This window comes from Clostridium sp. CM028 (assembly GCF_030585565.1).
In the GTDB taxonomy this organism is placed as follows: Bacteria; Bacillota; Clostridia; order Clostridiales; family Clostridiaceae; genus Clostridium_AD; species Clostridium_AD estertheticum_B.
Genome location: NZ_CP077766.1, coordinates 2,292,199 through 2,314,042, shown reverse-complemented (window position 1 = coordinate 2,314,042; position 21,844 = coordinate 2,292,199). Strand labels below are relative to the sequence as shown.

At 30.7% G+C, this 21,844-nt stretch carries 18 protein-coding genes, 1 pseudogene and 1 other annotated feature; of the genes and pseudogenes, 13 read left to right on the top strand and 6 right to left on the bottom strand.

Translation table 11 applies throughout. The features are described from left to right. Nucleotides 1–17 precede the first annotated feature (17 nt). From KTC94_RS10725 to KTC94_RS10690, 8 genes are all read left to right on the top strand, one after another. Entirely contained in the window at nt 18–1,649 is a 1,632-nt protein-coding gene (locus tag KTC94_RS10725) for a DUF4118 domain-containing protein (RefSeq protein WP_258876461.1), read from the top strand. After that, nucleotides 1,618–2,319, top strand: a complete 702-nt coding sequence (locus tag KTC94_RS10720; RefSeq protein ID WP_220320497.1) for a response regulator — start codon at nt 1,618–1,620, stop codon at nt 2,317–2,319. Before KTC94_RS10725 ends, KTC94_RS10720 begins: the two co-directional genes overlap by 32 nt. A 183-nt stretch (nt 2,320–2,502) precedes the next feature. Next, nucleotides 2,503–2,916 (top strand): tetratricopeptide repeat protein, encoded by a 414-nt coding sequence (locus KTC94_RS10715; protein WP_220320496.1) that lies wholly within the window; start codon nt 2,503–2,505, stop codon nt 2,914–2,916. A gap of 291 nt (nt 2,917–3,207) precedes the next feature. Continuing rightward, nucleotides 3,208–4,335: a mechanosensitive ion channel family protein gene (locus tag KTC94_RS10710; protein WP_258876460.1), complete on the top strand. Its 1,128-nt coding sequence runs from the start codon at nt 3,208–3,210 to the stop codon at nt 4,333–4,335. A gap of 388 nt (nt 4,336–4,723) precedes the next feature. Next, nucleotides 4,724–5,308, top strand: a complete 585-nt coding sequence (locus KTC94_RS10705; RefSeq protein ID WP_369811903.1) for a TerD family protein — start codon at nt 4,724–4,726, stop codon at nt 5,306–5,308. Between the two features lie 38 nt (nt 5,309–5,346). Continuing rightward, complete coding sequence (locus KTC94_RS10700; RefSeq protein WP_165413753.1) at nt 5,347–5,925, top strand: TerD family protein; 579 nt, start codon at nt 5,347–5,349, stop codon at nt 5,923–5,925. A 67-nt stretch (nt 5,926–5,992) separates the two neighbouring features. Then, nucleotides 5,993–6,598: a TerD family protein gene (locus KTC94_RS10695; protein WP_220320493.1), complete on the top strand. Its 606-nt coding sequence runs from the start codon at nt 5,993–5,995 to the stop codon at nt 6,596–6,598. Between the two features lie 163 nt (nt 6,599–6,761). Then, complete coding sequence (locus tag KTC94_RS10690) at nt 6,762–9,542, top strand: calcium-translocating P-type ATPase, PMCA-type (protein WP_220320492.1); 2,781 nt, start codon at nt 6,762–6,764, stop codon at nt 9,540–9,542. 140 nt (nt 9,543–9,682) lie between these two features. On the opposite strand, the gene KTC94_RS10685 is transcribed toward KTC94_RS10690, so the two are convergent. The 4 genes from KTC94_RS10685 to KTC94_RS10670 all read right to left on the bottom strand — a co-directional run bounded on the left by KTC94_RS10685 (nt 9,683) and on the right by KTC94_RS10670 (nt 14,146). Next, the gene (locus KTC94_RS10685) at nt 9,683–10,552 is read right to left on the bottom strand and encodes an HAD family hydrolase (RefSeq protein WP_220320491.1); all 870 of its coding nucleotides are present in this window, start codon (nt 10,550–10,552) and stop codon (nt 9,683–9,685) included. A gap of 12 nt (nt 10,553–10,564) precedes the next feature. Then, on the bottom strand, nt 10,565–11,704 hold the full coding sequence (locus KTC94_RS10680; protein ID WP_220320490.1) for a cysteine protease StiP family protein: 1,140 nt from the start codon (nt 11,702–11,704) through the stop codon (nt 10,565–10,567). Between the two features lie 74 nt (nt 11,705–11,778). Further along, on the bottom strand, nt 11,779–13,110 hold the full coding sequence (locus KTC94_RS10675; RefSeq protein ID WP_220320489.1) for a phosphoribosyltransferase domain-containing protein: 1,332 nt from the start codon (nt 13,108–13,110) through the stop codon (nt 11,779–11,781). Then, nucleotides 13,055–14,146 (bottom strand): HpcH/HpaI aldolase/citrate lyase family protein, encoded by a 1,092-nt coding sequence (locus tag KTC94_RS10670; RefSeq protein ID WP_220287427.1) that lies wholly within the window; start codon nt 14,144–14,146, stop codon nt 13,055–13,057. The genes KTC94_RS10675 and KTC94_RS10670 overlap by 56 nt, the downstream gene beginning before the upstream one ends. Nucleotides 14,147–14,428: 282 nt before the next feature. Between KTC94_RS10670 and KTC94_RS10665 the strand changes: the two genes are divergently transcribed. Continuing rightward, nucleotides 14,429–15,088: an AIM24 family protein gene (locus KTC94_RS10665; RefSeq protein WP_220287425.1), complete on the top strand. Its 660-nt coding sequence runs from the start codon at nt 14,429–14,431 to the stop codon at nt 15,086–15,088. Between the two features lie 13 nt (nt 15,089–15,101). Then, nucleotides 15,102–15,926 (top strand): TerD family protein, encoded by an 825-nt coding sequence (locus tag KTC94_RS10660; protein ID WP_304518646.1) that lies wholly within the window; start codon nt 15,102–15,104, stop codon nt 15,924–15,926. Nucleotides 15,927–16,035: 109 nt separating this feature from the next. Here KTC94_RS10660 and KTC94_RS10655 read toward each other — a convergent pair whose 3' ends face one another. Then, on the bottom strand, nt 16,036–18,564 hold the full coding sequence (locus KTC94_RS10655) for a YceG family protein (RefSeq protein WP_258876459.1): 2,529 nt from the start codon (nt 18,562–18,564) through the stop codon (nt 16,036–16,038). Nucleotides 18,565–18,813: 249 nt separating this feature from the next. Here KTC94_RS10655 and KTC94_RS10650 point away from each other — a divergent pair, with 249 nt between their 5' ends. The 3 genes and pseudogenes from KTC94_RS10650 to KTC94_RS10640 form a co-directional block, all read left to right on the top strand. Beyond that, a complete protein-coding gene (locus tag KTC94_RS10650) occupies nt 18,814–19,125 on the top strand; it encodes a hypothetical protein (protein WP_216304206.1) in 312 nt (103 codons plus the stop codon). A 152-nt stretch (nt 19,126–19,277) separates the two neighbouring features. Beyond that, a complete protein-coding gene (locus KTC94_RS10645) occupies nt 19,278–19,982 on the top strand; it encodes a glutaminyl-peptide cyclotransferase (RefSeq protein ID WP_220320488.1) in 705 nt (234 codons plus the stop codon). Between the two features lie 32 nt (nt 19,983–20,014). Then, nucleotides 20,015–20,179, top strand: a pseudogene (locus KTC94_RS10640) (heavy metal-binding domain-containing protein); the annotation flags it as partial. A gap of 109 nt (nt 20,180–20,288) precedes the next feature. Here KTC94_RS10640 and asnA read toward each other — a convergent pair. Further along, on the bottom strand, nt 20,289–21,311 hold the full coding sequence (asnA, locus tag KTC94_RS10635; RefSeq protein ID WP_220320487.1) for an aspartate--ammonia ligase: 1,023 nt from the start codon (nt 21,309–21,311) through the stop codon (nt 20,289–20,291). Nucleotides 21,312–21,417: 106 nt separating this feature from the next. Next, nucleotides 21,418–21,669, bottom strand: a binding site (T-box leader). Nucleotides 21,670–21,844 lie beyond the last annotated feature (175 nt).

Below are 21,844 nucleotides of genomic sequence, written 5' to 3'. Positions count from 1 at the left end.
GGAAGGTGATGTGGAGTTTGAAGAAAGGTAAATTTGATGAGAAGTTTTTCAAAATTTCTAGTGAATATGAATATAGTGATTATGAAGAAATCAAACCTAAAACAATAATGATTACCAATGTGGTTAAAACTATAGTAATTATGAGTTTAGCCACTGTAATATCTCTGATATTTAGAAAAATTGGGTTACATGAATCAAATGTAATAATAGTATTTATTTTAGGTGTATTATTCGTATCAAGAAGTACTGATGGATATGGTTATGGTATACTGGCCGCGATAATTGGCGTGCTATCATTTAACTTTTTATTTACGGTGCCATATTATACCTTTCTAGCTTATAGAGCTGATTATCCAGTAACTTTTATTATAATGCTTATAGCAGCAATTATTACAAGCACTTTAACTTCAAGAGTTAAGTCGCAAGCTAAGATATCTTATATACGTGAAAATAGAATGCAAATTTTATATAAAATTAATAAATCATTGCTTACGGCAAGAAATAAAAAACAAGTAGTTGAGTTTTGTGGCGATAATTTAGTTGATATGTTTAACAGAAATATTATGATAGCTATAGTAGATGATAAAAATAATTTGCAACAGCCAAGTGAATATATGCTTAATGGAGAATATAGTAGGGGGATTTTTAAGTCAGATATAGAGGTTGGAGCAATTGAAAAATGCTTTAAAACAGGCAAATCAGTTGGCATTGAAGCTGAAATTTCCTTAAATAGTATTGGATATTACCATCCCATTAAAGGACAAAATAGGATTCTTGGAATTATTGGCATCGCATGTTTAGAAGAAAATGTGTTATCAAAAAATGAAAAGATCCTTCTAGAGTCCGTTTCTACACAAATCGCTTTAGCTATTGAAAGAGAAGAGTTATACGAAAAGAAAAGACAGATAAATTTAGAGACTGAGTCGGAAAGGCTTAGGGGCAATATTTTAAGGTCAATTTCGCATGATTTAAGAACTCCGCTAACAGGAATATTAGGGTCAGTTTCTACTATTAGTGATAATTATGATGTACTTGATAATGATACCAAGAAAGAACTTCTTGAAATAATTTATGAAGATACAAGCTGGCTTATACATTCAGTTGAAAATATATTAAGCATGACACGGATAGATGAAGGTAAGCTTGAAATTAAGAAAGAGGTAGAGATTGTTGAAGAACTTGTTGCTGAATCTATATCGAGAGTTACGAGGTTTTCGGGAAGTCATAATATTAAGATTGAACTACCAGAAAAAATGGTTATATTATTTGTAGATGGATTATTAATAGAACAAGTGTTTATTAATTTGATTGATAATGCCATCAAGTATTCACAGAGTGATTCTATTATAGAAGTTAAAGTTACAGAAAAGGAAGATAGTGTGGTTTTTGAGGTATCAGATAATGGAAAAGGCATACCAGAAGAAGATATACCAACTATATTTGATAGGTTTTATACCAGGGCTAAGAGTAATTCCCTAGAAAAGCGAGGGATAGGATTGGGACTTGCTATTTGTAAGTCTATAATAGAAGCACATGGTGGATATATAGAAGCTTTAAATAACTCTTCTGGTGGGGCGACTTTTAGATTTGGTTTACCTGTAATAAGGGGTGATGGCAGTGGATATGAAGCCTTTGATTTTAATAGTTGAAGATGATAAGCCTATTAAAAAATTTATGAAAATTTCGCTTGAAGCACAGGGATATAAGTGCATTGGAACTGAATTTGGCAATGCGGCTATAACACTTATTTTTTCACATAATCCAGATATAATAATTTTGGACTTAGGGTTACCGGATATTGATGGACTTAATGTTATTGAGAAAGTAAGGGAGTCTACAAAAGCTAGGATTATAGTTGTTTCAGCTCGTGGTCTTGAAAGGGAAAAAGTTGAAGCATTAGATAAAGGTGCAGATGATTATTTGACCAAGCCTTTTAGTGTAGCAGAGCTTTTAGCTAGAACTAGAGTGGCACTTAGACATTTTAATGGAGAGAATAAGTCACAAAACGATGTGCAGTCAGTATTTAAGGTGAAGGATTTAAAGATAGATTTTGAAAAACGTAAAGTTATAATTTTAGATAAAGAGATACATTTAACGCCAATGGAATACAAACTAATTGAGCTAATGTCAAGATATGCAGGACGTGTGTTAACTCATAAATATATAGTTGATGAGATTTGGGGAAGTTATTTTGAGAATGATACACAGTCTCTTAGGGTATTTATGGCTAATATAAGAAGAAAAATAGAGAAGGATCCTGCTAGGCCGCAGTATATCATAACGGAGGTTGGAGTAGGTTATCGTTTAGTAGATGAATAATGTTTCAAAAATGAAGCTTTTAGCTTCATCTTTTTTTGCAAAACAATAAGACGTAACTTAAAATATTAACATAATCTTTATACATCAGGATTTATCTTTATACTTTCTTAATATCAAGTTCATGGTGATTTTGATAAGATATAATTATAAATATAAAGTGAAAGGATAACCTGGGGTGATTATATGTTAACAAATAGTAATGAAGAAAGTTCTTTTCAAAATAATATAAAAGAAGCTATTAATGAAATAAAGTCAAATAAATATGATCTAGCACATATGTATCTATATGCAGCTATGATTCAAAATGATCATTCGGCAGAAGTGTACAATTTACTAGGAGTTATTTCAGAATATAAAGGCGATGCAGCTATGGCGTGTAAATACTATAGAGCGTCATATGTGTTTGATCCAACTTATAAACCAGCAGATAGAAATTTAAAGAAATTAACTTCATTTTTTTATATATTTAATGAAAAAAATATAGATTACGGAGATAATATGGAGAAAGAAAATCAAACATCATATTTTAATAGTTATAAGGGGGTACGTGTTGGACATTTTAAAAATAATGAGACCGGTACAAAGTCAAGGTGCTAAATAGTGTTTACAATTCAAGGAGTATCTAAGGTGATCGATTAACCACTTCAGAGGGAGAATTTAAATCCCCTGAAGTTTTTTTATGTCTTATAGAAATATAAATAGATGTTGAATAAGGGTGTTTAATTAATAATACCTTACAGGAAAATTAACTAAACTCATCTAGAGTATAATTTTAAAGGGTTGTATATTAATAAAAGTTGTTTCTTCCTATATAATCCATTGAGAAAATAACATTATTAGCTTAAAATGATTATATATATTAACATAAGAAAAAAGGAGTGTGTTGTTTTGTTCCAATCCATAGTTGACTTTTTTGCTAAAGACAAAATACAAGAGGTTTTTAATGATTTAACATCCTATAAATTAAAATATGTAGGAATAGCTATCGCAGTTTTCGCATTATTTGTATTGTTAAAAAAAATATTCGCAAAATATGTATTCAAAATAATATTAAAACTTGTTAATAAAACAAAATTTGAAACAGATACAAAAATAGTGGCTGCTTTCCAAAAACCTGTAACTAACTTTTTTGAGGTATTAGGATTTTATTTTGCTTTTAAAATTTTAATTATCGCAGGAGTTCCAATTGATAGTTCATTTATAGAAAAGATTTTCAGTTCTGCTGTAATAATTTTAATTTGTTGGGGACTATATGATCTTACTGGAGAATCTTCTCTGCTGTTTGAGAGAATGCATAAAGCATATGATGTAAAAGTGGATAAAATATTATTCCCATTTATATCAAAAACGTTAAGAATGATGCTAGTAGCGTTAGTTATTACCATAATTGCTGAGAAGTGGGGATATAACATTCAAGGTTTTGTTACTGGGCTTGGGTTAGGAGGATTGGCTTTTGCATTAGCAGCTAAAGATGCGGCATCCAATGTTATTGCAGGTATGTTTATAATATTAGATAAGCCTTTTACTATTGGAGATTGGATTAATAGTGACACATTAGAAGGTAGCATAGAGGATATTTCGTTTAGGACTACTAAAATAAGAACTGTTGATCAAGCATTAATAATAGTGCCTAATTCAAAATTAACTAATGAGGCTGTAACCAATTTTAGTAGAAGGGGTAAACGAAGGGTTAATTTGAATTTAGAATTAACTTATAGCTCTAGGGAGAAATTAGAGATTTGTGTGGATAAGATTAGAAATATGTTAGAGAATTATTCACAGGTTAGTAAGGAAGGCATCCTTGTTACATTTGATAAATTTAATGCAACTAGTTTAGATATTTTAATATGTTTCTTTACTGATACACCAGATTTTGATGAATATTTTAAAATAAAAGAAAATGTTAATTTTAATATACTGGACATTTTACAGCAAGAGGGAATTTCAATGGCTTTCCCAAGCACAAGCGTTTACGTTGAAAAATTACCTAGTATAGATAAAGAAAAAAAACTTTAGGACTTTACCCTAGAGCTTTTGCAGATAATGCTATTTTAAACAATTCATTCTATAACATAACCATCAGCTATTATCGAATTTTTTACCTTGCTTTTATCAGAATAGCTATTTGTTCACCAAAAATATACAAAACAGTAAGTGATATTTAACTGGTAATCTAGTATTTAGTGGGGAATAATGTTATAATAGTAATGATGATAGTTGCTTTATTTTAGTTTAATTATATTATATAATTTAGACTAAAATAAAGTTTTTTTTATAAATGAACAGATAAGATGTTTATTGTCTGAATTTTTGGAAATGATTAATAATAAGCTTTTTATTTTTAATAAGTAAAATTAATTATTGAAGGACTATATATTATATAGTGGTTTCTGAGGAGGAATTTATTATGGCAATTAGTTTAAAAAAGGGTCAAAAGGTAGATTTAACGAAAGCTAATCCAGGCCTTAGTAATGTTATTGTTGGACTTGGATGGGATACTAATAAGTATGATGGTGGAGCTTCCTTCGATCTAGATGCAGCGGCTTTCTTAGTTGGAGCAAATGGGAAAGTAACATCTGATAATGATTTTATCTTTTATAATAATCCAAAGGACTCAGCAGGGTCTGTAACGCATTTAGGAGATAACAAAACTGGTGATGGTGATGGTGATGATGAACAAATTAGAATTGAACTGAGTAAAGTGCCATCTTCTATTGAGAAGATTAACTTTACTGTAACTATTCACGAAGCTGTGCAAAGATGCCAAAATTTTGGACAAGTATCTAATGCATTTATAAGAATTCTCGATGAAAATAATGATAATGAATTAATAAGATATGATTTAAGTGAAGATTATAGTATTGAAACTGCAGTGGTAGTAGCAGAACTATATCGTAGCAACGGGGAGTGGAAGTTCAGTGCAATAGGAAGTGGCTTTGAGGGTGGATTAACTGCGCTTTGTAGTAACTTTGGAATTAGTGTAGATTAAATGGCATTAAAAATGATGATTAGTAAGGAGGAATAATTATGACAATTAACTTAAGTAAAGGTCAAAAAATAGATTTAACTAAAACTAACCCAAGTTTAGCTAAAGCAGTTATAGGACTAGGCTGGGATACAAATAAATATTCAGGTGGAGGAGATTTTGATTTAGATGCTTCAGCCTTTTTAGTAGGTTCAAATGGAAAAACCAATAATGACCTAGACTTTATATTCTATAACAATTTAGAGCATTCAACGGGAGCTGTTATACATACCGGTGATAATAGAACTGGAGAAGGCGACGGAGACGATGAACAATTAATCATTGAATTTTCTAAAGTACCAACAGACATTGATAAAATTGCAATTACAGTAACTATACATGATGCAATAGCTCGTGCACAAAATTTCGGCCAAATTTCTAATGCGTTTGTTAGAGTGGTAAATGAAGAAACTAATGAAGAAATCCTAAGGTACGACTTATCAGAAGATTTTTCAGTAGAAACTGCATTAGTATTTTGTGAAATATATCGTAACAATGGAGAATGGAAATTTAGTGCGACAGGAAGTGGATTTCAAGGTGGACTAGCAGCCCTTTGTAAAAATTATGGTCTTGATGCATAGAAAGCAATATGATATTTAAATTAATCAGTGGATAAATATTCATTGAATATTTAAAGGGGATGACAAAATGGGTATAAATTTACAAAAAGGTCAAAAGATAAATCTTACAAAAGATAATCCTGGGTTAAAAAAGACAATGGTCGGACTTGGATGGGATCCAGTGGAGCGAGCATCTAAGGGATTGTTTGGAGGCTTATTTGGTGGAAAGCAAGCACAAATAGATTGTGATGCTTCTGTGCTAATGCTTGATGGAAATGATAAGCTAAGAGGAAAAGAAAATATGGTTTATTTCGGGAACTTAAAAAGTAAATGTGGTAGTATTCAGCATATGGGAGACAATCTTACTGGAGATGGTGATGGAGATGATGAGCAAATTATGGTTGATCTGTCAAGCATACCTCAAAATATAACTAAGTTAGTTTTTGTGGTTAATATCTATGCGGCAGTTCAGCGTAAACAACATTTTGGTATGATACAAAATGCTTTTATACGTTTAGTAAATCTAACAGACAATAAAGAGATGCTTCGTTTTAACTTAACAGAAGAATATTCTGGTAAAACTGGGTTATTCGTTGCAGAAATTTATCGCAATAATGGAGAATGGAAATTTACAGCCGTAGGAGAAACAGATGCTTCATCTGGCTTAGGTGAAATGATAAAAAGATACCAATAGACAAACTGGGTTTAAATAGATTATAGATAAATGTAGATATATTTATATGCATATATAGATATATAGATATATAGATATACTAGTGATGTAGAAAATGAGAGGGTTATCATTTTCTACATTTTAATTTAAAAGAAATTATGTAAATTACAGAAGGGTGGATAACATGAAATATTTTAATAAGCAGATCTCAGAAGTTTTAAAAAGTCTTAAAGTTGATAGTAGTAAGGGATTATCGGGTTCTGAGATTAAAGAAAGACTAGCAAAGTATGGTGCTAACGAATTTACTAAACAAGAAAAGGTATCGATGTGGGATAGTATTAAGGAGGCAATAACTGAGCCTATGATGATAATACTTTTAGCGGCAGCGGTAATTAGTGCATTAGTAGGAGAGTTTAGTGACGCCATTGGTATAGTATGTGCTGTAGCAATAGGAATTGGCATAGGAATTTTCACAGAAGGAAAATCACAAAAAGCTGCAGATGCGCTTTCAAAAATGACAGAAAATATAGAAGTAAAAGCATTGCGTAATGGGAAAATTGTTCAAGTGAATAAAAGTGATTTGGTACCTGGTGATATAGTTTCAATTGAGACGGGTGATATGGTACCAGCGGACGGAAGACTCATAAGTAGTATAGATTTAATGGTTAGAGAGGATATGCTTACAGGAGAATCAGAAGACGTGAGCAAGGATTTCGATGTTATTATAGAAATGGAAAATATACAAGCTAAAGATAAAAATATTGTGCAAGACCCTATTCCAGCAAAACAAACGAATATGGTTTTCGGGGGAACACTTATTGCGTATGGTAGAGCTAGCTTTGTAGTTACTTCCACTGGTGATAGCTCACAAATGGGCGAAATAGCTAAAAATCTTGAAGAAAGTGATTTAGAAACACCGCTTCAAGCGAAACTTGGAGATTTGGGTGCTAAGATTTCAAAAGTATCAAGCGCAATAGCTGCGATACTATTTATAATTATGATTATAAAAATGGTTCTAGCGAATACTATATCACCAGATACTACCGGTGTATTTGCCTTTTTAGAGTCTGTTGGACCAATAAAAACTGCCTTTGTTGTATGTGTTGCTTTAATTGTTGCAGCTGTTCCAGAAGGTCTTCCAACAATGATAAATATGACACTTGCAATAACTATGCAAAAGATGGCTAAGATAAATGCGCTTGTTACTAAAAAAGAAGCCTGTGAAACAATAGGTTCTGTAAGTGTAATATGCTCAGATAAAACAGGTACACTTACTCAAAATAGAATGACTGTAGAACAAGTTTACTTAAATGGCAAGTTCAAAGCAAGAGATGAATTAAGCGATAGAAATAACTATTTTATAGATAACTGTATCGTAAATTCAACAGCAGATATTGAGAAAGCTGATAAAGAAGTAAAATATTTAGGTAGTGCAACAGAATGTGCTCTTCTTTTATACAATGATGCTTGTGATTATGTACAAGAAAGACAAAGCGCAAAAATAGCTCATCAAATTCCATTTAGTTCAAAGCGTAAGAGAATGAGTACGGTTATAGAAGAGGATAAAGGTGCCACAGTATTAACAAAGGGAGCGCCAGAAATTATTTTAGAATTATGCAAATATGAACATATTAATTGCATGGAAGTGGAGCTCGATCAAGCAAGACGAGAAGAAATATTAGATGAAATAGAGAAACTTCAGAGAAAATCTATGCGTGTACTTGGATTTGCATATAGAAATATAAGTGAAGAGGTAGCTATGGCATCCGAGCAAGGCACTTTAGAAAATGACTTAGTGTTTACAGGATTCGTAGGAATAAGAGATCCTCTAAGACTTGACGTTAAGGAAGCCGTAGAAACTGCTAAAAAAGCAGGAGTTTCTACAAAAATGCTTACAGGGGATAACATTAATACCGCCATTGCTATAGGAAAAGAATTAGGATTACTTAGTGGTAAAAATAGGGCAGTAGAGGCTACTTATATAGATACATTATCTGATGAGGAACTTAAAGATGAAATAACAACAATCTCAATAGTAGCACGTTCAAAGCCTGATACAAAAATGAGAATAGTTGAGGCTCTTCAAAGTAATGGAGAAGTAGTTGCAGTAACTGGAGATGGAATAAATGATGCTCCAGCCCTTACAAGAGCAGATGTGGGTATAGCTATGGGTATAGCTGGTACCGAAGTTAGTAAAAATGCAGCGGATATAATTTTAACAGATGATAGTTTTGGGACTATAGTAAAAGGAATTAAATGGGGAAGAGGTATTTATGAAAACTTCCAAAGATTTATTCAATTCCAGATAACTGTAAATATAATTGCATTCTTAACAGCAATTTTATCTGTAGTGTTTGACTTTCAAATGCCATTCACTACAATACAACTTCTATGGGTAAATATTATAATGGATGGCCCACCAGCACTATCCCTGGGACTAGAACCAGTAAGAGATGCTGTTTTAAACAGAAAACCTACAAATAGAAATGCTAGTATTATAACTAAACAAATGTTAAGAAGTATGATTGCCAATGCTTTATATATAACTTGTGTTATCATGATTCAGATGAGGTTTGACATATTAGGAACTGGATTCCCTAAAGATGGGATTACAGGACCAAACGAAATGCAAACAGCATTATTTGCATTATTTGCTTTCAGTGCATTATTTAATGCTTTTAATTGTAGAGAATTTGGGGCAGATAGCATATTTCCTAGCCTTACAAAGAACACTATATTTTTAAAGATAATTATGATTACAGCAGTAACACAAATATTTGTAACTGAAGTGTTTTCGAAATTCTTTAATGCAGTGTCTTTAAGCGCTACTATGTGGTTAAAGATAATCATTTTATCTTCACTTATAATAGTAGTAAATGAAATTGTGAAATTGATTGTGAAGCCTTTTGTAAAAAAAGGGCAACAACAAATAGAAGAAGAATCAGAAGAAAAGAGAGTAGCTTAGAAGAGTAGGAATATGAAAATAAATAGACTGGAATACGTACTTATTATTTATTTTCATGTGGACAAAATGATAAATCCCCTATTATTGATTTTAATCAATAATGGGGGATTTACTTTGTTCTAAATAAGGTAAACGTAATATTATTCAATATAGGAACATACTTCATTACGAGAAATATCGTTAATTTCGTGGAATTTTTGATGTACTATATTTAAAATTTCCTCACCTGCAAATATACCATATTTTTTTGTAATATAGACATTATTATGGAGTGTTTTCTCGAAAAGGTTACTTAGTAATTCTCCGTGAGACGGAACTACTCCATAATTTGAATGTTTAATTAGGGGGTAGTCTAGCAGAGAATCACCAGCAGCAAGGAATATATTTGTATTTTCTAGTTGCATTATATAATTTATAGGATCATATTTATTTATACAATTAGGTACTATATATACCTTTTTACCTTGCTTTGATACGCTGTAATTATAGCCTTTGCAAAATGAACGTAATACTTCAAAATAATCTAATTCCACTTTCCCATTTGTTATGTTATTAGCTAGTTTGTCCTCATCCACAATAGAGTATATGAATAAATCTTCACAAGTTTTATATGATTTTATAAAATCACTTTCTAAAAAGAAACTGCATAATACTATCATATTCCTAACAGATACAACTTTTTTAAGCTTATTAGAGCTTATATCTGTCCAAGATTTAAGTTCAATACCATTCTTAAGAATGATACCTCCATTGGCTACAACGGCATATTTAGGTTTTATTATATCATAAAAATATTTCATTCGCGTGTATTGCTCTGGGGAACGAGTGGTAACAGGTATAAAAAGCATAATTTCATTTATATGTTCAAGTTTATTGTGCATGGATTTAGTAATAAAACTGCACATATTGTTATTATAAAAGTCAACAGGAAAAAGGTTTTCTTCATTAATAAAGTTACAATGTCTTGAAGAATATATAAGCGTACTATCAAGGTCCGAGGCAAATATCATAAAAACACATCCTTATAGATCTTCTTTTTCTTTAGATTTAATAATGCCACAGCAGGAATAGCACATATCGGTATATATTTCTACAGGAATATCCTTTTCCGCGGCTAACTTAAATATATGCTTTAAATTTGGATTATCAAAGGAGTCAACTAGTATTTTAAAGGGAATTCTTCTTAGAAGTACTCGTGTGGTTTCCCCAATTCCTGGCTTTATAAGATTAATATTATTGATGCCAAATTTATGTCTGATGCTTTCGATGTCGCGAAGTCCTTTGCAGTTTAAAGAATTACCATCAAACTCAATATCTGCGGCAACTTCTGTAACGTTTGGGTCATTCATTAGTTCATATAGATAATTATTATCTAGTTCATCGAAACAGTTACATATTTCATCTATATAGAAATTGGAAACATCAGCGGGCGTTAATTCTTTATAAAATTTTGTGCCGTGAAAATCATCACTGCAAATAAACTTATCATTAAGAACAGTCCTACTTACAAGACCCGAAACTGTAGAATTAAGACAAGCGCTTGGAATTAAAAAATCTTCTCTTGTACCATAAATGAGGGTACAATGAGCGGGGTCCGATAGTACGGCTAGGTCCGAATTCAAGGTTATATTAAACTCCTGCGAATATTCTTTGCAAGCTTTTGTTAATGTATGTTGAATAACCCCTTTACCTGTCCACCCATCAATGAATTGTATTTCTGAGAAGGGGTGATTCTTTAATATATACATAAGTGCATTTTTATCTATGCCTTTATCACGTATTATAGAAATACTGTAATGAGGAGCGGTTATATTATACTTAAACTGTATATATCTTTTAATTAATATGCCAATAGGTGTACCGGCTCTTGCAAGAGAGACTAAAACAATATTTTTACCTCTTTTAGCTATAATTTTCTCGCTTAATATAGAAACTAGAGAAGCTAGTTTGTTTTTTGAATGCTCAAGGGTACTATAGAAAATATCCATGTATCCTTTTGAGGGAGTATATTCTATTGGTAACATTTCTGAATAGTGGATTCCACTTTGTATAGCATTTTCTCTAAATTCATTATCTTGCTCCACTATAAGGTGTGATATGTCTTTAAGAAGAAATACAACATCTTCCGTGCAGTAGCTTCCTGAAAAAATACATTTATTCATTTAAATACACCTCTTTTTTATATTATTTAAGAAACTTAAAAATTATCTGCTGTAATCAATTTAAAAGGGATACATTAGCATTTCCAGCATACAAATATAATGGATTTAGCATGAAAATAAGAGAAAATGCTATTTAATTCATCTTTCTTTTCTTTGGTTAAAGGCTTTTCAGAGAAGAAAAATACCTGGGTATAGAAATTATCAGGAATATTATAAAGGTAGTTAGTTATAGTGTCATCCTCAGGGCTTTGAAAAGCAATCTTATTTTTATTTCCATAAGAAGCTATATTTCTAGCATGAACGGGACTTCTTGTAGTGGAATGAAAATAGACATTATCTCCGAGCATCGAGCTTATACTACAAGGTAAATATATAAACTCCCCAGTTCCTATGCAAAGACAATTTCCAGTAGTTCTTTCTTTTATCAAAAATTTAGATATTGAATTGATTTCTTCAGAAATTTTCAAATTATCGCGAGAGGTAATTCCAAATCTACCAGTAGATTTATTATAGCCCTCAATACTTTGCGCTATTTGAAAAACACACTCTTTACTTGGGATTAGTTTGGTAGAATTTGGAGGGATGGTTATGTCGTCGCTAATAATATCTTTTGATTTACTGCACTTAATATCACCTTTTAATAAGGAACATACCCTGACATCTATGTTTTTTTCATCAATGAACAGTTTATAACTATTAGCATCTCGCCAGTCTAAAATGGATATTATCCCAAAATATTTCCCGGGAAGGCATTTTATTAAATTTAATGCAGATTTACCTGTAGTAAGTTCATCGTCTATTAAAACTATATCAGAAAATTTATTAAAAAAATCACTTTCATAAGGGAAAAGCGAATGCTCTACTGCATGAGAATGTTCTTCATTAAAAAACAATGCAGGTTCTATAGAAGTTATTTTCTCACGCGAAGTATGTATATAAGCCGCATTTGAGAAGTTTTGAAATACTGATTGAGCAAGACCTGTAGCTGTCTCTGCAAAACCTATAAAAAGGGTTTTGTTTGCAAGCCTTATGGGTGTGTTTAAAATATCGTGTAAACTGTGGAGATTAACAGAGGTATCCATGTTATGAGAGACATCTAATGAAATAAGCGTATCAACTAATTCAGTAGTAGGATAAAGCACTGTGTCCTCTCTTTCATTAATCCATAAACGAGCCAAAATTCCTCCAATAATTTTTAGAGTATCTGGAATCATTGGCATATGTTTTCCTATAACCTTACTTACAAATAAAAAATCCCTCTTTTTATTTTCTCTAGCGGACATTGTAAAAAGCTTTGAAGCTGGAATGTTACATTTATTTTCTTTTATATTAAGTGATATTTGTAGGCTATTATCTATATTGTAATGAAGTGATTGATTGTAATAATTCTCTGTGTGATTTTCCATCCTCTAATACCCCCATTATTTTAGCTTTTAGTAATGTTTCTTTAGCCCACATTTCATGGGGTTTTACCTCATTCATTTTATTGGAATAATTGCTCTTTATTACACCATCAAGTGATGAACTGATAATATTAAGTGCATCTGTATAGTCTTCTTTAGAAACTACCATAAGAGAATTTACTACATTTACTTGAGTTGGATGTATAACAGTTTTACCAGTTAAGCCATTGGTTCTATCTAAAAGGGTTTCTTTAATAAGAACATTATTATGAAAATCTAAAACGTTGCTATAATATTCATAAACTACCCCGGAAATAACATAATCATCTCGTTTAAAGACATTTATTATATCACTAATACAGTCCTTTATTACGGCTAAATCGTATATGGTGAAATCTTTACCTCGACGAAGACTATATAATCCAGAAAAATCTGTTCCGCCAATTCGAATGTTTAAAACATATTCTTTATAAGAATCTAAGATATGTTTTACGCGAGTAAGTTCTTCTATTCGAGTTTCTTTATGAATTATGCAGGGGGTTTCGAGTATTGGCATTCCGTACAGGGTTCTTTTATTAGATATATTGTATTCTTTTAGTATAGAAAAGTATTTTTCTCCAAGTGTAAAATCAAATTTAGGGAAAATAAAACCACAAAGACCAATTAAAGAAGATTCATTAATCAACTTTTGAAGTTGACTAACATTTCGGACTCTGATAAAAATAAGGGGTAGACTATCGATAAAAGAAGAGTTATCTTTTAAAAGAAGGCCGATACTCTTAAATAGATTAATAATGTTAGTTTCAGCTTGTACAACTTGGTCTGAAGATACGGAATCTTCAAGACAAAGACTGATGGTGTGAGTACCCATTTTGTTACTTAAAAGAATGTCCTTAAGTAAATGTTCTCGCGTTGCTGGCATGTATAAACATGCGCCTAATGAATAGGATAACTCTTCCTTTGAGGAAAATAATCCGTAAATTGAAGGGGCTTTAAAGAAAATATCTTGTGAATTATTAATATTATTAAAATATCGCATAATTGTTCTCCATTTATTATAATAAATTAATCAGTAATTTAAAGATTATAAATAGTACTGATTGTGATACAAATTATAGCATATTTCTATACACAATTACATATTACACACAGAAATTACTGAATATAGAATAAATATAATTGATCTATTCGTTAATAAATCATTAACAACATTATGATATACTTTACACATAGAATTTTAAAAAATGGAAGTTTGCAAAAATACATAGAGTACATAGTTAGAAATTCCGCTATATTTAAATTGAGAAAGGAGTCAACATACATGTTTAATTTTAGAAATCACCAAGAGCTTACTTGCATCGCCGAGGGAGATGGACATTTTTTTGCAAAAGTTGGTGCTATGGTGGCTTACACGGGTAATTTTACTCAAGAAAAAGTATTAGTAGATACAAATAACAATCAAAGCATATTCAAATCTGTTATGAATCTAGCTGCTAGAAAGCTGACAGGTGAGAATATTCCTATTATGAAAGTAAATGGACGGGGAAGTTATTATATGGCAGACAAAGCACAACATATTAGTATAATTACACTTCAGTCAGGTCAGAGTATAGGAGTTGAAGGAGAAAATTTACTTGCTTTTACGCAGGAGTGTAAATATGGAGTTAGATTTATGGGGTCAGGTGTAATATCTCAAAAGGGTATGTTTACATCAAATTTAACAGCTACTTCTAATAATGCGCAGGTAGTTATAACTACAAATGGAAACCCGATTATTCTAGAGTCTCCTTGCGTAGTAGATCCTGATGCAGTAGTATGCTGGACAGGCGCTGACCCTCATTTTAAAACGGATGTAAATTGGAAAACTTTTCTTGGGCAAACCTCTGGAGAATCCTATATGTTAGAATTTAATTCTCAGGGCGAAACTGTAATTATCCAGCCTTGTGAAAGAACTTCAGGATTAAATGTTGCAATAGATTAGGAGGTACGTGTTTGTGGCTATAATTATTGAAAGCAGTAATAAAAAAATAATATCTCAAAAGAGACAATATGGAAAATTAATTGTTGAGACCTCAATTATTCCGGAAAAAAAGGCAACTGTAGTAATGGGGCCAAATCAGAACACGAATAAGAATAATGCTGAAGGGTCAAACAATGTACATTCTAAAATTATTTCTGAGCCTAAAGTTAATGTCCCATTAAAGGTAAATAATATGGAAAAAAGAAAACTTGTGGATGTTACTAAAAGCATTAAATTAGCGAAAGGGCAGAAGTTAAGCTTAAATCAGAACGCTAAAAATCTTTCGAAATTAATAGTAACATTAGATTATAATATAATAAAAAATAATTATAATGAGTTTGATTTAGATGTATCGGTATTTATGGTAGATATAAATGATAAAACAGCTGAAAAAGATTTTATTTTTTATGAAAACACTAAGAGCACTTGTGGCGGAATAGTAATTAAAAAGGATCATAATACTTCTCTTAAGGAAGCTTACAATGAGTGCATACAGCTAGATTTAAATCTAATACCACCTCATATTCAAAAATTAGCTTTTACTGTAACCGTATATGAAGCAAATGAAAGGAAGCAAAACTTTGGGCAAGTATCAGATGGATATTTTAGAATTATAGCGGGTGACAATAAACAAGAAATTCTAAACTATAAATTTAATGAAAATTTATCTGTAGAAACAGCCATCGTAGTAGCTGAGATATATAGATATAAAAATGAATGGAAAATTAATTGCATAGGTAGTGGATTTAGGGGTGGGTTAGAAGCTTTGTGTAATAATTATGGGATCGATACGGTTTAGGAATTGATTGTTAGCTTTGAAATTCCTAAATATCAACATTATATAACTTATATTTAAAATAAATAAGGGACTTTACTCAATAAGTCCCTTATTTGTTTTTTGAAGAAAATCATTTGAAATTAAAGATGTTAGAAAAGAATTTTTTTGATTTTTCTTTGGTATATTTTTTTTCGTTTTTAAAATCAGGTAAGGATAAATTGAAATTAACTTCTTCTAATCTATGAGTATCATAAAATTTTTCCTGGATTTTTCCTTCTATGTTATTATAGCCAGTAGGAGTTAATATAGTAATGTCAAATCCAAATATGTTTAAAAAACATAATACAATGGAATCTTCATCGCTAAAAATACTTTCATTATTATCATAAATAACAAGTTTAGGTATTTTTGAAGGGTAATCATACTGCTGAATTAGCTGTAGTATGTTTTTATCAAGATTTAAGATGGTCATTAAAATCTTTAATTTGAATTCTTTATCTATAGTTTTTATTAGCATATCGGTTTTCATCAAATAATTTATTTTTTGTAAAATAGTATGTTGCAGGGAAGTTTTTAAATAAGAAAATTTGTAACAGCTATGATTTAGTAGTTTTTGTTTATCAATTAACCCGATATTATCAAGTACAAAGGCTAAGGAGTATAAATCGGTTTTGGAGTAGGTTACCTTAGTAAAAGGAAGTTCAGCTATAAATAATGTATTATCTGATGATTTTAACTTGAAGAAATCATTCCAATATAAATTTAAATCGCTGTGTACACCGCTTATTTTCGCGAATAAGTTTGGCATATATACGGTGCTATTCTCTACTTTAAATCCTGTGCGCAAACTAGAAGGTTCATCCCATAAAATTTTCAGCTCATAAAAGGTAGTTTTTAACGTAGTAGGGTGAGTTTCATATTTTTCAAATTGCCAAGGCTTATAAAAACCATCATCATCGGTATATAGTGTAGCCTCTAATTCCCTTGAGGCTTTTAGAGCAATAGTTTCGTGTCTTATGAGTAATTCTTCTTTTGGAAATTCTTTTAAATGTGATTTATATGGGAGTTCAAAGCTTTTTGAAAATAGATCACTATATTCTGTAATCTCTAAAATCATATCACAGAAGGAATTTATATATATAATATCACAGCCTAATCTAGATAAAAAAATCAAGAATAAAAGCTCATGTTTTTTAATATCACCATAATATATTACTTTAGGATTAAAAATTTCATCGGACGAAGTATTTTGAAAGTCGAAATTTTTCATAAGGTTTGGAACAAATTCATAAACCCAAGAAAGTAATTTCAAAGAAAAATTTCTAACTTTGGACAGGTTTAAATTTTTTTCTTCCTTACAGTATAAATCTAATATATAGCTAAAACTATTTGCCATAGAGCAATTTAAAGTATGATTACTCGTGGGGAAAACCTTGTGTTCTAGAAATAGAGCCGCAAGCTTCCTTGTGAGTGATACATCAAAAGGATCTATATATTGCCATATGTTTAAAGTACTGGTGATTAATTTAGGATTAGAGCGTATGGGTATAGAGTCTGTGAATTTTAAATATAAACCATCGAAGATACTAAAGTTTTTGTCTAATCTAAATAGATCATTATAATAGTCATCTTCATTTTGCTTTATTCCTATATATCTATAAAAATATACTGGGATAAAAGCAGAAGATCCACCTAAAAATCCAATTCTTTTATTGGCAGGAAGGGTTAAATCATCAAATATATTTATACTGCATTTAAGGATAATATTAATAGAATCTTTAAAGGTTATGTCTAAAGATGAATTTCTGTTTTCTACAACATGTTGTTTGTTTTGATTAATAGTTTTTTGAGATTCAATAGTACCCTCTCTTTTGGCTTTAGTATTAGTAAGGTTTGTTTTAAAATTAAGATCTATTAATGGTTCAGTCTTAGGTAAAATTATGAGTTTTGAATACATATTTTCTTTATCAATTTTGACGAAATCCATATCGGATAGTGAATTAACATAAAGCACATCACAACCTAGCTTCGATAAGAATATTAAAAAATATATTTCATGTTTTTTTATCTCACCATAAAAAAGGACTTTAGGATTAATAATATCTTTTTCAATTTTAGGGTTATAATCAGAGTTTTGGAATAATTTTGGAATAAATTCTCCAATCCATCCTAAAAATTTAACAGCAAAATTCTTGATTACAGTTTCAGTAACATTAGGTTTATTTGCTAAATAAAGATCTAAGGTTTCGTCAAAACTACTTTCAATATAATCATTGAGGAAGTTGTTTTTTATGTTCGGCAGTAGTCCTTTAGTTTTAAGAATACTAATTAAAGTATTTCTTTGGAGTGGATTGGAACTAAGAAGTCCATCCCAGGGTATTTGTAATATAGAGGTAGATAAAATTGTCATTGGTATTCCTGAGGTGAATTTTAAATATGAGCTTTGAAGTGAAGTCAGCTCATCGTTTAGTTTATGTAAATTCTCATAATAGAGTTCTTTATTTTCACAAGAGCCAATATATCTATAAAAATAAATAGGTATATTAGGTGATTTCGATCTAATAAACCCAGGACGTTTATTTACAGGAACAAATATATCTTTAAATAAATTTTGTGATTCTAAAATAGATGTACTTATCTGTTTTCTAGTATTAATCAAAGTTTAACCCCCAATCTTATTTCTAGATCTATAGTACCGACTGATATAGATTTAGAAAATAAAATTAAATTTATATAAAGAAATTTAATAATAAAATGAGATTTTATTTATTAAAAATAATATACAGTTATTATAACTAGTTTATCATTTAATGTATAAAAACACTATAAAACTCTAAGGCTAATAATAGAAATACGAAAGGAAATAAAGAATACTATAAACATACTAAGACAGAGAGGATGTTATAAATTGAAAATAAATGAATCACTAGTATGCCCAAAATGTAATAGTAAAAACTTCGAAATAAAACATGAGGCAACTTATCTCTATACATATAAAATAGATACAGTAAATATAAATATAGATGATGAAGGAGCAGAAAATCTTCCGTTTTTATTTGATAATAGAGAACAGACTTGTTTCAAGGAATTTATAGAATGTAATCAGTGTGGCACCAAATATCCTTGCTGCTTTGATAAAGACAATCAAACTGTAGATTTGACTATAATGAAAAAGGCAATAAGAGCAGACAATGTAAAAAAACCTGAGTTCCTTGGGTGAAGATCCAGGGTCAACTTTTATAATTTGTATATATAGGAACATATCATGTGAAATGCGCTTCAAATAATGTATATTTTTGGGGCACACTAATATAGCTATTGAAATATACATATAATAAATATAAAATATAAACTATTTAGGAAGTGAGGGTTATGATATATTTCAATAATGTTCCAAGATATTCTTATAATATTATAAACACTTATCCACATGATGTTAATGCTTTTACCGAGGGGCTAGTATATGAAGATGGGCTTCTTTATGAAAGCACCGGAAGAATTAATGAATCCACACTACGTAAAGTATATTTGCAAACAGGAGAGATTTTAAAGTTACACAAATTAGATAGAAATTATTTTGGCGAAGGAATTACACTTTATAATGATAAAATTTTTCAGCTAACATGGAAATCTAATGTGGGATTTATTTATGATAAAGATACTTTTAATTTAATTAATAAATTTTACTATAATACAGAGGGGTGGGGAATCACTCACAACGATGAGCATTTAATTATGAGTGATGGTACAGATGAAATATATTTTTTAAATCCCCAAAATTTTAAAAAGGTGTATAGTATTAAAGTACATGATGAATTTAAGCCTATTAAAAAACTAAATGAATTGGAGTTTATTAAAGGGGAAATTTATGCGAATGTATGGAAATGTGATAAAATTGCTAGAATTTGTCCACATAGCGGGAAAATAACTGGATGGATAGAGCTTAAAGGACTGCTAAGTCCTAAAGAATGTAAAAGAGCAGGTACACTGAATGGAATAACGTATGATAAAAAAAATAATCGCACCTTTGTAACTGGAAAGATGTGGCCTAAAATATTTGAAATAAAATTAATTTAGAGATGTGTTAATTTGTTAATATAGCTGGAGATGGGGAAATTAAAAGTTACTCAGAGATGATGAATGAAGATCAGGCTATAGCAACAAAACGTATGGCAGAATAAACTGAAGGTTTGGGTGCTGATGGTGTTATTAACATAAGATATGCAACTAGCGCAGAGGTTATTGCTTATGGAACTGCGGTAAAATGTAAATAGTAATAAATTATAAATATTACAAAAATAACTTTAGAAAAACACTGTAATAGTTAGTTACAGTGTTTTTCTAAAGTTAATCTTTTTTGAACAATATTTAGTTTTCTCTTTGTTATAGTAAAACTATATTCTCTTCTATACAATCGGTTATCATTTCATCTGGCCATATTGAGGAGTGAACTTCACCAATATGAGCCTTGTTTAGGAAATACATACACATTCTAGATTGGCCTATGCCACCACCCATAGTATATGGGAGCTTACCTTCCAGTAACATCCTATGGAATTCTAATGTACAACGTTTCTCACAACCTGATAATGCAAGTTGCTCTTTTAGCGCTATTTCATCAACTCTTATTCCCATAGAGGAAAGTTCAAAGGCTTTTTCTAGTATTGGATACCAGAATACGATATCTCCATTAAGTGACCAATCGTCATAGTCGGGAGCTCTACCATCGTGCTTTTCGCCAGATTTTAGGTCGCCACCAATTTGCATTATAAATACTGCAAGTTTTTCTTTGCATATGGCATCTTCCCTTTCTTTTGGAGTAAGAGAAGGGTACATATCCTCTAGTTCTTGTGTAGTTATAAAGAATATTTTTTCAGGTAAAAATTGGTCTATTTCAGGATATAGTTTGTGGATATGATCCTCAGTATCTTTAAAAACTGCATAAATACTAGTTACAATATCTTTTAACTTATCTAAAGTTCTTTCTTTTTTAAGAATGACCTTTTCCCAATCCCATTGGTCCACATATATGGAGTGAAGGTTATCTAAATCTTCATCGCGTCTTATAGCATTCATATCAGTATATAGACCTTCTCCGGACTCAAAATTATATCTATATAAAGCCATTCGTTTCCATTTAGCTAAAGAATGTACGATTTCAATAGGTGTATCATGCATGGCTTTCATATCAAAGGAAACAGCACGTTCAGTACCGCTTAGGTTATCATTTAAACCGGTGCTAGACTTTACGAAAAGAGGAGCTGAGACCCTGGTAAGAGCTAACTCTTTTGATAGCCTGTTTTCAAAATAATCTTTTAATTGTTTAATAGCAATTTCCGTATGCTTTAATCCGAGAAGTGGATTGTATCCATTGGGAATTGCAAGTCCTTTTTTGTAAGTTATCATAAATAAAACCTCCTAGTAATGTTGTGATTTTTTTTGTAATGATTATAATGGTCGTGCTAAATAATTTTCAAAATTTAAACAAAAAACAAAAAACCTTCATCCTAGTTTCTAGGACGAAAGGTTAGACTTCCGTGGTACCACCTAAATTAGCTGAAAAAGCTCACTCATAATCAGTACGGAAACAAATCTTCGATACTGCCCTATAAATAACGGTTAGGCTCCGTCCATACCTAATTTCACAAGGATTTCAGTTGGAAACTCAGAGATGTTATTCAACATAGGCTTTGTATGGAACTTACACTATAATCCACTCGCTTTAACTACTTCCTACATTTACTCTTCTCGTCACAGTTTTTAGATAAATAACTTTAAATCATTTTAACTTGCAAGATGAAATTTGTCAACCTGCAAAAATAAATGTTTGGTTTTACAGGGGACTTCTCTATGTTAAAGGACTGTAACCATTACGTGCTGTTACTAAAGTCTCTAAAGATATTGTTATTGACAAGTATATTTAATTAAATCATAATTGA